Raw genomic sequence first — 14663 nt, 5'->3', positions numbered from 1 at the left:
GCTCGACAGCAAATATTCTTATCGAAAGGAAGGATGTCATGTCCGGTTTTGCATTAAAACTTATCGCACTGATTTTTATGGCGATCGACCATATTAATACTTTTCTCGGCCATCCGCTCGGTCTACCGCTATGGTTCTCCTGGCTCGGCCGTTTCGTTGCGCCGTTATTTCTCTATTTATTGATGGAGGGATTCATCCACACCAGCAATCGCAAGCGTTACCTCCTTCGTCTATTTACCGTCGCAATGATTATGCACGGTATCAATATCGCCCGCAATCTCCTGACGGGTAACTACGTCAATCCAGTGACTGGTGAGACGGGATTATTTGAACTCATCAACGGGTTAAATATTTTCTGGACGTTATTCTTAATTTTTGCGTTATTTATCTTACTGACGAAGGTGAAGGAACAATCCAAATGGTTCATTCTGCCGAGTCTGTTACTAACCCCGCTAATTTTAATGGCTGAAGGTGGATTCTATCTACTGCCAATTGCGTTAGCATCCTTCTACTTCAAGAATGATGCGAAGAAAGTCAGCCTCTTTATCGCGGGATGGTCGGCTGTGCTATTAGCAAAAGCATTGTTCAATCATTTCTCCGGTGCGGCTGGCGATATTTCATTGTATCAGACGTTAACATTCGACAACGAATTTATGATGGCGACCGTCATTCCGTTCTTATTGAGCTATAACGGTCAGCGCGGCGGTTACGGGAAACCTTGGGAAAAACAGCTCTTCTATATTTTCTATCCAACACATCTCATTGTGCTATACACCTTAGCGTATTTCTTCGGTTAATCACTAATAATTATTTTCCCCTCTTATCGTATTTATTCAATAAGGGGTATTTTTATGTTTTGGATTTTTAGTTTGATATTGCTTCTCAGTCTGTTGTTGGCGTCAATCGCATCATTTCTCACGGTTGTCAGTACGTCGCTCGTTTCCGATACGCGTACCGCTTTGTGGCGTCGTTCCACTTGTGACCACTGCTGCACTTCCATTCCTTGGTACGCAATCATTCCAATCATCGGCTATTTTTTAGTGCGCGGGCGCTGTACATCCTGTAATTACCGCATTTCACCGTGGTATCCGCTCTCGGAATTACTGTACATCGGCTATGCTTGGCCGATTTTTGTGGTTTCAACGCAACCGTTCTATCACCTCATCCTCTTCACTATTATCTTCATGATGGCCGTCGCTGATGCCCAGAAGCAGTGGGTGCCTGACCGGCTGCAGGTGCTGTTAGGTGTACTGATCATCTGGAAGATTTGGTGGACGAGCGGAGCGTCATTCCTCATCGATCACCTATCGCACGGAGCGATCGTCTTTACGTTGCTCGTTGCGCTCACGATTTTTTCAGACGGCGGAATCGGTGGCGCCGATATCAAACTGCTGGTGATTTTGACGGTCGGGTTCGGTATCGTGTCACTTAATCATCTCATTATCAGTGCCAGCTTCCTCGCCCTGCTTCATTTCGGTTTCACGGCATACAAAAACCGCACAACATCAGATGCTGTGCGGTTAATGGTCGGTATGGCATTCGTGCCATACGTCTGTTTGAGTTTTCCTCTGTTACTGATTTAATACGTGTGATTAAGGCATTCCGTGGTATTCCGGAACGTCTTCTTCAGCGACGGTTCCAGCCTGTACGGTTTCGACAGCTTCGTCGACCGTCAACATTTCTTCCTTACGCAAGGTCATCGGATGTTCGGACTGGCCAACCGTTTCAGGTTCCATGTCACGGTAACGACGCATACCCGTACCGGCTGGGATGATCTTCCCGATGATGACGTTTTCCTTCAAACCAAGCAATGGATCGACTTTTCCTTCGATCGATGCGTCGGTGAGGACTTTGGTCGTTTCCTGGAAGGATGCGGCAGACAAGAAGCTGTTCGTCTCCAAGGCAGCCTTGGTAATTCCGAGCAATTCTGGACGTCCAGTTGCTGGGACTTTGTCGGTACGAACCATCTTCTCGTTGTGGTCGCGGAAGTCGTCGATGTCCAAGAGTTTACCTGGCAACAAGTCGGAATCACCTGGATCGAGGACACGGATCTTGCGGAGCATTTGACGGAGCATAACTTCCACGTGCTTGTCGTTGATGTCCACCCCTTGCAGACGGTAAACGCGCTGCAATTCAGAGAGCATGTACATTTCAACGGTTAAGACGTCAGTGACACGCAAGAGTTCTTTCGGATCGATTGAACCTTCCGTCAACTGATCGCCACGTTTCACGAAGTCGCCTTCTGCCACTTTAAGTCGGGCAGTGTAAGGCACTTTGTATTCACGTTCGTCAGTCTTACCTTTAACGGTAACGGTCTTCTTACGGCTGTCTTCTTCGATCGTAATGTCGACGATTTCACCCGTAACTTCTGTGATGACCGCTTCCCCTTTCGGATGACGCGCTTCAACGATTTCCTGTACACGAGGCAAACCTTGTGTGATGTCATCCCCAGCAACCCCACCGGTATGGAATGTACGCATGGTCAACTGCGTACCTGGTTCGCCGATAGATTGTGCGGCTACGATACCAACTGCTTCACCGACTTCGACTTCACCGTTTGTGGCGAGGTCGGAACCGTAACAACGTTTGCAGACACCGTGTTTGGAACGGCAAGTGAAGGCAGAACGGATCGTCACTTCTTCAACACCAGCATCTTCAATGCGTTGTGCAACTTCTGGTGTCATGAGCTGGTTGTGTTTTGCGAGTACTTCGCCTGTGTTTGGATCACGAACTTCTTTCATACAGTAACGACCGTTCAAACGTTCAGCTAATGGTTCGATCATTTCGTTACCGTTCTTGATCGCACGAACGATGAGACCGCGGTCAGTGTGACAGTCAACTTCACGGATGATAACGTCCTGAGCCACGTCAACGAGACGACGGGTCAAGTAACCGGAGTCGGCCGTCTTCAACGCGGTATCGGTCATACCTTTACGTGCACCGTGCGTGGAGATAAACATTTCCTGTACGGATAACCCTTCACGGAAGTTTGAAGTAACCGGCAATTCGATGATCTTACCGTTAGGACCGGCCATCAAACCACGCATACCAGCGAGCTGGGTAAAGTTGGAGATGTTACCACGAGCCCCGGAGTTCATCATGATGAAGAATGGGTTATCGGCAGACAGTGAGTATTTCAATCCGTCTTCGATTTCGTCCTTCACGTTGTTCCAAGTCGCGATGACTTGTTCGTAACGTTCGTCGTCGGTAATCAAACCGCGACGGTACTGTTTCGTGATGTTGTCGACGCGTTTGTGACCTTTTTCTACCAAGTCGTTCTTCGTAGACAAACCGGTGATGTCGGCGATACCTACTGTGATACCGGACTTCGTGGAGTAGTAGTAACCGAGCGCTTTCAAGCGGTCGAGGAACATTGAGGTCTTTGTCACTTTGTCTTTCTTGAAGACGGCAGCAATGATGTCTTCCAAGTAACCTTTCTTGAATGGCAAGGTTGGTTCCAACTTGCTGACGGCAGCGTTCACGTCAGCACCTTTTTCAACGAAGAATTGATCCGGTGTTTGAACATTCAGGTTGTAGTCGGTCGGTTCGTTGAGGAATGGGAAGTCTTCCGGCATGATCTCGTTGAAGAACAATTTACCGATAGACGTAATCATCAACTTATCTTTTTGGTCTTCCGTCCAGCGATATTTAGGGAAGTGATCGGTATCGATCGCTACACGTGTATGCAACTGGAGAGCGTGACTCAAGTAAGCGAGGTGCGCTTCCTCTAAGGAACTGATGCGCATTCCTTCGCCTTCAACACCCGCTTCTTCCATGGTGAGGTAGTAGTTACCGAGCACCATGTCCTGAGATGGTGTAACAACCGGTTGACCATCTTTAGGGTTCAAGATATGAGAAGCAGCGAGCATCAAAAGACGCGCTTCAGCTTGTGCTTCTTCACTCAATGGCAAGTGGATCGCCATCTGGTCCCCGTCGAAGTCGGCGTTGTACGCTTCACAGGCTAATGGGTGAAGACGCATCGCTTTACCTTCAACTAAGACTGGTTCAAACGCCTGAATCCCTAAACGGTGCAAGGTAGGTGCGCGGTTCAATAGTACTGGGTGTTCACGCATGATGCTTGAAAGGGTGTCCCAGATAGATTCATCGCGGCGTTCGATCAAACGTTTCGCATGTTTCGCGTTCGTTGCGATTTCCTGAGCCACTAATTCACGGATCAAGAATGGTTTGAATAATTCCAATGCCATTTCTTTTGGTAGACCACACTGGTAGAACTTCAAGTGCGGACCAACGGCAATAACGGAACGTCCGGAATAGTCGACACGTTTACCGAGCAAGTTCTGACGGAAACGTCCCTGTTTACCCTTCAACATGTGAGAGAGTGATTTCAACGGACGGTCCCCGCTACCTTGAACGGCACGGCCACGACGACCGTTATCGATCAAGGCGTCGACAGCTTCCTGCAACATACGTCTTTCATTTTGAACGATGATGTTCGGCGCGTTCAAGTCCAACAAACGTTTCAAACGGTTGTTACGGTTGATGACACGACGGTACAAGTCGTTCAAGTCACTGGTTGCGAAACGGCCACCGTCGAGCTGAACCATTGGGCGCAACTCAGGTGGGATGACTGGAATCGCATCGAGAACCATCCATTGTGGATCGTTGTTTGAACGTGCAAAGGCAGAAAGGATATCCAAACGACGTACGGCACGCGTACGTTTCTGGCCTTTTGCGGTACGTAATTCTTCGCGCAATTCTTTGATTTCAGATGCGACGTCAACGTTGCCGAGCAAGGTCTTGATCGCTTCGGCACCGATTTCAGCTTTGAACTGATCGCCGAGTTCCATCTTGTATTGACGGTATTCAGCGTCAGAGAGTAATTGTTTGTATTCGAGTTCTGTTTCGCCTGGGTCAGTTACCACGTAGGATGCGAAGTAAATGACTTCTTCCAAGGCTTTTGGACTCATGTCCAAGACGAGCCCCATACGACTTGGGATCCCTTTGAAGTACCAGATGTGGGTTACTGGACTGGCAAGTTCGATGTGTCCCATGCGTTCACGACGAACTTTAGCACGTGTTACTTCTACCCCACAGCGGTCACAAACAACACCGGCGTAACGGATACGTTTGTATTTACCACAGGCACATTCCCAGTCCTTCGTTGGACCGAAAATACGCTCGTCGAATAGCCCGTCTTTTTCAGGTTTGAGGGTACGATAGTTGATCGTTTCTGGTTTTTTGACTTCACCGTGTGACCAGGAGCGGATTTTATCTGGTGAAGCAATCCCGATTTTAATACTTTCAAATTTATTTACGTCGACCAAGAAGCCAACCTCCCTTTTCTATCAAACGGTTGCTTATTGTTTTGCTTTCTCAGTGGAATCAACGTCAGCTTGTTTGGCGTCGTCCGCTTTTTCTTCGCTCGCGTCTTCGGCTGGTTTAGCCATATTGGCGAGATTCTGTTGAAGGACTGGATCTTCATCACGGAGATCGATTTCTGCGTTCTCAGCGTCGAGTACCTGAACGTCCATACCGAGTGACTGTAATTCTTTAACGAGCACGCGGAAAGATTCTGGGACACCCGGACGACCGATGCGTTCACCTTTGACGATCGCTTCATAAGTCTGTACACGACCCTGAACGTCGTCGGACTTGTAGGTCAAGATTTCCTGCAAGGTGTAGGCGGCACCATAAGCTTCCAATGCCCAAACCTCCATTTCACCGAAACGCTGACCGCCGAACTGTGCTTTACCACCGAGCGGCTGTTGCGTAACGAGTGAATAAGGTCCAATTGAACGGGCATGCAACTTGTCATCGACCATGTGGGACAACTTGAGGTAGTACATTACCCCAACGGATACGCGGTTATCGAATGGTTCACCGGTACGTCCGTCATAAAGCACGGTCTTAGCGTCTTCAGCCATACCCGCTTCCTCAACGGTATCCCAGATATCAGCGTCGATGGCACCGTCGAATACTGGTGTCGCAACGTGGATACCGAGATTACGTGCAGCCATACCGAGGTGCAATTCTAATACCTGTCCGATATTCATACGCGAAGGCACCCCTAATGGGTTCAAACAGATATCAACTGGCGTACCGTCTGGCAAGAATGGCATGTCTTCTTCTGGTAACACGATGGAGACAACCCCTTTGTTACCATGACGACCGGCCATCTTGTCCCCAACCTGGATCTTACGTTTCTGAATGATGTATACACGAACCATCATGGAAACACCCGGTTTGAGTTCGTCACCGTTTTCACGGTAGAAGACTTTAACGTCGTTGACGATACCGCCACCACCGTGTGGTACGCGGAGGGAGTCGTCACGAACTTCACGTGCTTTTTCACCAAAAATGGCGTGCAGTAAGTGTTCTTCCGGACTCAATTCGGTCACACCTTTAGGGGTAACCTTACCGACCAAGATATCGCCGTCTTTAACTTCGGCACCGACACGGATAATTCCGCGGGAGTCGAGGTTCTTCAAGGCATCTTCGCCGACGTTTGGAATTTCACGGGTAATTTCCTGTGGTCCAAGTTTCGTATCGCGTGATTCGGATTCTAATTCATCAATGTGAATGGACGTGTAGACGTCTTCCTTCACGAGACGTTCGGAAATAACGACCGCGTCTTCGTAGTTGAAACCGTCCCATGTCATGAAGGCAACGACTGGGTTCTGACCGAGCGCCATTTCGCCATCTTCCATGGATGGACCGTTTGCTAGAATATCGCCACGTTCAACCGTTTCACCGTGTTTAACCAGAGGTGTCTGGTTGTAGCAGGTAGAGGCGTTTGAACGTTGGTATTTCGTTAATTCGTAACGACGCAATGTGCCGTCTGTTTCGCGAATGCGGATTTCACGGGCATCAACGTATTCTACTTCACCGTCTGCTTCAGCAACAACTGCTGCACCGGAGTCGTGCGCGTTGATGTATTCCATACCCGTACCCACGAGTGGTGCGTGTGGCTGCAACAATGGTACAGCCTGACGCTGCATGTTGGCACCCATCAAGGCACGGTTAGAGTCGTCGTTTTCCAAGAACGGAATACATGCGGTTGCGGCAGAAACGACCTGTTTAGGCGAAACGTCCATGTAGTCGACGCGTTCTGGTGCAACTTCGATGTTTTCTTCGACGTAACGTGCCATGATGTTATCCGTTGCGAAAGAACCGTCGTCATTCAACGGCGTGTTACCTTGCGCGATAACGTATTTATCTTCTTCGTCAGCGGTCAAGTAGTCGATACGGTCCGTTACCTTGTGCGTGTGCCAGTCGACACGACGGTAAGGTGTTTCGATGAAACCGTACTTGTTGATCTTCGCGTACGTTGCGAGCGAGTTGATCAAACCGATGTTCGGACCTTCAGGCGTTTCGATCGGACACATACGACCGTAGTGTGTGTAGTGCACGTCACGAACTTCATAACCGGCACGATCACGCGTCAACCCACCTGGTCCCAATGCGGAGAGACGACGTTTGTGCGTCAACTCGGACAATGGGTTGTTCTGGTCCATGAACTGGGAGAGCTGAGAGCTTCCGAAGAATTCACGGATCGCAGCAACTACAGGACGAATGTTCACCAATTGTTGTGGTGTCACGGTTTCCATGTCTTGGATGGACATACGTTCACGAACGACACGTTCCATACGGCTCATACCGATACGCAACTGGTTCTGCAACAATTCACCGACAGAACGGATACGGCGGTTACCCAAGTGGTCGATGTCGTCCGTGTCGCCCAAACCTTCGTAAAGGTTCAAGAAGTAGCTGAGAGAGGCTACCACGTCAGCAATCGTCAATGCTTTAACGTCATCTTCTGGGTACGCGTTACCGATCACGTTGATCACACGGTCGTGGTCTTTCGGTGCGTAAACGCGGAACAACTGAATATCAACTGGATCTGGCAATACCCCATCTTCGTTAGGGTAAACGGTCATCTTACCAGCGCCGCCCTTAATAACATCTTCGTATTTTTCTAAGTTTTCACGGTCGAAAACGGTACCTTCCGGAATCAAAACTTCGCCGGTTTCTTCATCAATGATGTTTTCAGCGAGTTCCTGATCGCGAAGACGGTTCACTAAGTCTAATTTCTTGTTGACTTTGTAACGTCCAACCGCCGCCAAGTCGTAACGACGTGGGTCGAAGAAACGGGTAATCAACATATTACGTGAAGATTCCGCTGTCTTCGGTTCACCTGGGCGAAGACGTTCGTAAATATCCTTCAACGCTTCTTCCGTACGGGAATCGGAAGCATCTTTGTGGACGTCTTTTTCCAAGGTTAAGTCTAACGTTTCGCTATCACCGAACAATTCACGGATCTGGTCGTCGGAACCAAAACCGAGTGCACGCATTAATACCGTCAATGCTAACTTACGGGTACGGTCGATACGTACATAAGAAATATCTTTGGCGTCAGTTTCCATTTCGAGCCACGCCCCACGGTTAGGGATGACAGTCGAACCGAATGATTGTTTACCGTTCTTGTCGATACGGTCGTGGAAGTATACACCTGGTGAACGCACCAACTGGGAGACGATAACACGTTCAGAACCGTTAATAATGAACGTACCGCTCTTCGTCATAATCGGGAAATCACCAAAGAAGACGCTCTGATCCTTGATTTCACCGGTTTCGCTGTTCACTAAGCGTAATTTCGCGTACATTGGGCGTGAGTAGTTCGCATCATGTGCGCGCGCTTCATCTACTGTGTATTTTGGCTCATCGAATTGGTAATCGATGAACTCGAGTTGTAACTTCCCAGAGTGATCCTCGATTGGGGAGATATCCTGGAACATCTCCTTGATTCCTTCATCTAACAGCCATTGGTAAGAATCGGTCTGAATTTCAATCAGATTTGGTAACTCCAACACTTCATTAATTCGTGAATAGGAGCGACGTACGCGATGCTTACCGTATTTCACATCATGTCCTGGCATTCAGTGGCCACCTCTCATTAATAAATTCTAAGCACTGAAAATTGAATAAAATCGCTTTATTGAGCCATTCTCTGACAAAATAAAGGCAAAAAAAAGACAAAAGAGCCAATGACCGTAGTCAAAAATTCTTTTGTTCCCCATCTGCCGCACGGACAATATTTCGCACGACATTGTCTAAAAATCCAACAGTATCCGTTACTCTACACCTCTTCTAGACGGTTGTCAAGTCGGAAGGCATATAAGGATAAAATAAAAGTAACCTACGTTTTCGTTCAAATTTTTCTATTTATTATAGATCACCTAAAAATACGCTATTAGATATATTTTGTCGCTTCACGCACATTTTGCGACTTTTTAGGAACAGTCCTCCTACACTGCTAATGCTTGTGCCATGATATTAAAAGAAGTAAAGATAGCGATTACACAGTATACGATGAAGGAGGTTTTGTAATGACTATCGAAAAGCAACCATTCAAAGCACTAACGACTGATGAGCTGAAACAAGTACGCGGTGGTAGTCTCGTCGTTGGTGCCAGTATCGTCATGGGCATGGTTCTCTACAACTATCTAGCTGGTAAAGCGACCGAAAGCGCCAGAAAAGATCCGAGTCAGTGGTTTGCGATTACATTCAAATAATGAAAATTGATGATTAAAATGAAATTAATGAAATTTTTCTTCTATATTTTTGAATTCTTTGCTATTGGTGCCGCTGTACACGCGGTCATGCGCCCCTTTGATGGTTGGTCAGAGTTCGGTGCCGTTCTACTTATCGGAATCGCTGTGGTAGCCGTTCATTCCTGGCTCTACAAACAACTTAACGAGAGGCATCCCCCCGTCTCTCGTTTTTTCTTTCCTATTTTTTAGGTCGATAATTTAACGTTTGTGATGTTTAAATTTCTATAAAATTTTTCATTTTTTATTATTGTCTATTTTATTTTCAGAAAGTAGTGAGTATAATATGGATATCATGAAATCGATCACATGCAGATGATCGTACACTTATGAGGAGGCTCTTTTATTATGAAAACAGTCATTATCGGAACGAACCATGCGGGTATCGCGGCAGCGAATACGTTGCTCGACAACTACGATAACCAAGAAGTTGTCATGCTCGACCGTAACACGAACTTGAGTTACTTGGGTTGTGGGACGGCATTATGGGTTGGTCGCCAGATCGACGGCTATGAAGGGTTGTTCTACACGAAACCGGAAGACTTCGAAGCAAAAGGTGCGAAGATTTCCTTAGAAACGACCGTTACCGACATCGACTTCGACAAGAAAGTTGTTTTCGCTGAAACAAAAGCCGGCGAAAAACTCGAAGAAAGCTACGACACCCTGATCTTAGCAACCGGTTCTGCACCAATCGTCTTGCCAATTCCAGGTCATGACCTCGATGGTATCCACTTCTTGAAATTATTCCAAGAAGGTCAAGCGGTTGACCACGCGTTGGACGAACCAGGTGTGGAAACTGTCGGTGTCATCGGTGCAGGTTACATCGGTGTGGAAATTGCGGAAGCCTGCAAACGCCGCGGTAAGAAAGTCATCCAATTCGACGCTGCACCAACGTCATTGGCAAGCTACTACGACCCAGAATTCGCTGCATTGATGGACGACAACTTGGAAGAACACGGTATCGAAACGCACTTCGGTGAATTAGCACAAGAATTTATCGGTGAAAACGGCCGTGTGACTGGCTTACGTACCGACAAAGGCACTTACGATCTCGACATGGTGATCAGTGCAGTTGGTTTCCGTCCAAACGCTGAACTCGGCGGCGACCACCTCGACCGCTTCGTGAACGGTGCTTACAAAGTTGACCGTCACTTCCAAACAAGCAACCCTAGCGTTTACGCAATCGGTGACTGTGCAAACAACTACTCCAACGCCTTGAAGGAACCTGCCTACATTGCCTTGGCTTCTAACGCGGTTCGTTCCGGTATCGTGGCTGGACACAACATCGGCGGTACATCTATCGAAGGTGCGGGTATCCAAGGTTCTAACGGTATCTCCATCTTCGGTTTGAACTTGATTTCTAGCGGTTTGAACTTGCATGCCGCAGAAAAAGCCGGCATCGAAGTAGAACACGTTGACTTCGAAGACTTGCAGAAACCTGCGTTCATGCCAGAAGATGAAAATGCTAAAGTGAAGATCCGTATTATCTTCGAAAAAGACGGTCACCGCATCGTTGGGGCACAGTTGGCATCAACTTACGACATTTCCATGTTGATCCACATGTTCTCCTTGGCAATTCAAGACGGTAAGACGATCGAAGAATTACAATTATTAGACCTCTTCTTCTTGCCACACTTCAACCAGCCATACAACTACGTAACAATGGCTGCGTTGCAAGCGGGTAAATAAGATTAATTAGACGATTTATTCATATAACCAATGATCAGCCCACTTGCGCGTACAGGTGGGCTTTTTTTTTGTATGTCTTTTTTTGTATGTATTGTAGAAAAATTTTATCAAATAATGGAATTTTTGAGTGCAACGGGTTGCGTTCGTAAATTTTATCTGTTATCTTCATACTTACACTTTTAAAGTGTAAGCACTTTTTGTAAGGAGATGATGATAGTGCTAGAGTTTTTAGGCGTACTCGTCACGCTAGTGCTCTTCTATATTCTTCACTTGATGAAGAAGAAGGAGCTCTCACTGACCGTCCGCGTCCTAACTGCTACCGCCATGGCGATCGTCGTGGGGTTAGTCTTCAAAGGACATACCTCATATATCGTCTTGTTCGGTCAAATTTTTGCGAATATCTTGAAAGCATTTGTGATTCCGTTCCTACTCTTCTCAGTTATCGCAACCGTTGCGAGTATCGGATCACTCTCAAAACTGGGAACGATCGGTTCCAAAACACTCGGTGTGCTCTCCACACACAACGTGATCGCATCACTGACAGCTATAGCGTTTACGTTCCTCATCAAAGTTGGGGACACTTCGGTTGCGAACTTGGCAGCTGAGGGTGAAATCCGCGAGGTCCCATCAGTGACCGAAACGATTGTTGGTTTCTTCCCAAGTAACCTGGGTGAACACTTGTTGGAGTTACAGGTTATTCCAATCGTATTCTTCGCCGTTATTATCGGTGTCAGCATTATTTTGTACAAAGACAAGGATGAAATTAAACCGGTGATGTCATTCATCGAGTCCGGTCGTCAGTTAATGAACGCAGTCGTTGGGAATATCGTTGGCTTCACGCCGTACGCAATTCTCTCATTGATTGCGGATCAGGTCGGCGGTTTGGATCTATCATTCGTTGCTGCACTATTGAAATTATTATTTGTGGTGATCATCGCCTGCCTCTTCCACTCATTCATTACGACGCCAGCCTTATTGGCAATTCTCGGTCGTGTGAATCCGTGGACGTTCATCCGTAACTTCTTCCCTGTATGGTTACTCGGTGCCGGCACGCAGAGTTCGGTCGCTACCCTCCCAGCCATTATCGAAACCGATATGAACATGGGAACTAAGGAAGAAATCGCCTCATTCGCTGGTTCAGTCGGTGTTACATTCGGTATGCCGGGCTGTGCTGCGATCTGGCCAGTCACACTCGCGATCTTCACCGTGAATTCACTCGGTATCGAATTTACTTTCGTACAGTACGTAACGATGATCGCTGTAGCACTCTTAGTTTCCCTCGGTACAGTCGGTGTCCCAGGCACCGCAACGATTACCGCAACTGGTATGTTCGCAGCGATGGGCTTACCGCTCGAGATGATCTTAATCATCGCGCCGATCTCAGGTATCGCAGACATCTTCCGTACCGCAACAAATGTTGAAGCCGCCGCTTCAACTGGTGTGATCGTCTCTTCACTCGAAGGCGAACTCGACCGCACTAAATATCAAGAAGCCTAAGCAACCTCAAAATCCTTCTCGCACGCTGCGGGGAGGATTTTTTGCATGCGCAAAAAAAGACGACGGCTCTGTTTCCGTCGTCCCTCTTCCTACAAAAAAACGGCACACCGTGAATGCTGTACCGTTTGATTGCTATATTAGTTGACGCCTTCTAACCACTCTTCGAGTAGTTCTGGGTTGTTATCAACGAATTCACGTGCCGCTTCTTCAGCTGGCATCCCTTCGTTGATTTTCAACATGACTTCTTCACTGTCGTCGATATCCCAGTGGAAGTTTTCCAAGAGTTTGTAAGCTTTTGGATTCTCTTCCTTGAGACCGAGGCGTGCCATCGTGTAGACACTTTCAACACCGTAGTGTTCTTGTGGATCCTCGAGGTACTTGAGGTCGTACTTCTGGAATTTCCAGTGTGGTGACCAACCGGTAACGATGATTTCGTCCCCATTGTTGTAGGCTTTACCTAACTGCGTCGCCATGGCACCGGATGAAGACGTTGCGACCGTCCAGCTATCATCCATGTTCGGGTAGTCTTCAATCAAGTTTTTCGTCTTCTCAACGACACCGGCACCCGGTTCGATACTCGTAATGACCTTACCTGCTTCGTCAGTTAAATCTTCGATTGAATCAACATCCATGTACGTTGGCACGGCCAATCCCGTCATTGCATTTTCTAAGTTAACCCCGATAAAGTCGATACGATCCTGGTATTGTTCGTACTGTGCAGCGTGAGATGTTGGTAACCACGCAGAAACGGACGCATCCGCTTCACCGTTTGCGAGGGATTCCCACATGATAGAGTTTTCCACGGAGACAATTTCAGGATCGAAACCGGCACGGCGGAATGCTTCGGCGAGGACGTTGGATGATGCAATCTCAGAATCCCAGTTCACCAAGGAGATGGTGATCGTTCCGTTCGGTGCATCTTCCTGAATCAAGTCAGATTCATACGCACCGCGGCTACCGAGCGTCAAGATTAAACCGAAAATGGCGAGAATACCGTATGCGATTTTTTTGAACATATGTATTATTGCCTCCTCGTATTAGTTGCGTTTAGCGGCGAATGTTTTGGTCATGCGGTCGATGGTGATCGCCAAGATAACGATACCCAAACCGGCCGTAAATCCGTTACCGACCTGTGATTGCTGGAGGGCGGTGAGGACGTTATCCCCGAGACCCGGTGCACCGATCATTGAACCGGTAACGACCATGGAGAGGGCTAACATCACGGTTTGGTTGACCCCAGCCATCATGGTTGCGGTAGCGAGTGGTAATTCGACCTTGAATAATTTCTGTGAAGACGTACTACCAAAAGCGTCAGCCGCTTCGATCAAGTCTTCTGGAATTTCGTTAAGTCCGAGTTCCGTGAAACGTACCGTTGGCGGTAAAGCGAAGATCACGGAAGCGACCATCCCTGGCACCATACCGATACCGAAGAAGGCAACGGCTGGAATCAGGTAAACGAACGCTGGCATCGTCTGCATGAGGTCTAGGATCGGCTCCACGATCGTGTGCGCGATCTTGCTTTTGGCGGTTAGGATACCGAGCGGAATACCGATCACGACGGAGATCAATGCGGAAACGAGCACTAACGTAATCGTATCGATCAATTCCGTCCAGAGTCCTTGGTTGAGGATGTAACCGAAACCGATCAAGACAAAGACGGGTAGACCGAAACGACGCTTGCTTGCAAAGTATGCGAGTACTGCGAGTAAAATAATGAATAGGAATGGCGGAATCATGAGTAGGAGGTTTGAAATACCACCCATGATCGTGTCCCCACCGTTCTTGAACGCATCAAAGAAGCCGCTCAAGTTGATGGTCATCCATTCTGTTACGTTTTCGACAAATTCACCTACCGGAATTCGAGGTACCGGTAATAAATTATCCATTGTTTAACTTATCCTTTCTCTT

General features: G+C 47.7%; 7 protein-coding genes and 1 pseudogene. 5 read left to right on the top strand and 3 right to left on the bottom strand.

Translation table 11 applies throughout. The annotated features are described in order from the left end of the window. Positions 1-38: 38 nt before the first annotated feature. A complete protein-coding gene (locus ACWOEX_RS02705) occupies positions 39-797 on the top strand; it encodes a TraX family protein (protein ID WP_455297780.1) in 759 nt (252 codons plus the stop codon). Positions 798-851: 54 nt separating this feature from the next. Continuing rightward, positions 852-1583 carry a prepilin peptidase gene (locus ACWOEX_RS02700; RefSeq protein ID WP_455297779.1) on the top strand — a complete coding sequence of 244 codons (732 nt, stop codon included), beginning with the start codon at positions 852-854 and terminating at the stop codon, positions 1581-1583. A gap of 9 nt (positions 1584-1592) precedes the next feature. Here ACWOEX_RS02700 and rpoC read toward each other — a convergent pair whose 3' ends face one another. After that, complete coding sequence (gene rpoC, locus ACWOEX_RS02695) at positions 1593-5285, bottom strand: DNA-directed RNA polymerase subunit beta' (protein ID WP_455297777.1); 3693 nt, start codon at positions 5283-5285, stop codon at positions 1593-1595. A 33-nt stretch (positions 5286-5318) separates the two neighbouring features. Beyond that, entirely contained in the window at positions 5319-8897 is a 3579-nt protein-coding gene (rpoB, locus tag ACWOEX_RS02690; RefSeq protein ID WP_455297775.1) for a DNA-directed RNA polymerase subunit beta, read from the bottom strand. A gap of 450 nt (positions 8898-9347) precedes the next feature. Here rpoB and ACWOEX_RS02685 point away from each other — a divergent pair, with 450 nt between their 5' ends. The 3 genes from ACWOEX_RS02685 to ACWOEX_RS02675 all read left to right on the top strand — a co-directional run bounded on the left by ACWOEX_RS02685 (position 9348) and on the right by ACWOEX_RS02675 (position 12755). Then, complete coding sequence (locus ACWOEX_RS02685) at positions 9348-9533, top strand: ComC/BlpC family leader-containing pheromone/bacteriocin (RefSeq protein WP_455297774.1); 186 nt, start codon at positions 9348-9350, stop codon at positions 9531-9533. A 384-nt stretch (positions 9534-9917) separates the two neighbouring features. Further along, the gene (gene nox, locus ACWOEX_RS02680; RefSeq protein ID WP_455297773.1) at positions 9918-11258 is read left to right on the top strand and encodes a H2O-forming NADH oxidase; all 1341 of its coding nucleotides are present in this window, start codon (positions 9918-9920) and stop codon (positions 11256-11258) included. A 210-nt stretch (positions 11259-11468) separates the two neighbouring features. Next, positions 11469-12755: a dicarboxylate/amino acid:cation symporter gene (locus tag ACWOEX_RS02675; RefSeq protein ID WP_455297772.1), complete on the top strand. Its 1287-nt coding sequence runs from the start codon at positions 11469-11471 to the stop codon at positions 12753-12755. A gap of 137 nt (positions 12756-12892) precedes the next feature. Here ACWOEX_RS02675 and ACWOEX_RS02670 read toward each other — a convergent pair. Then, positions 12893-14641 (bottom strand): annotated as a pseudogene (locus tag ACWOEX_RS02670) (ABC transporter permease/substrate binding protein). Positions 14642-14663 lie beyond the last annotated feature (22 nt).

It is taken from the genome of Aerococcus vaginalis (assembly GCF_053762225.1).
Note: the sequence above shows the minus strand (reverse complement) of the source record. Positions and strands in the feature narration are given on the sequence as shown.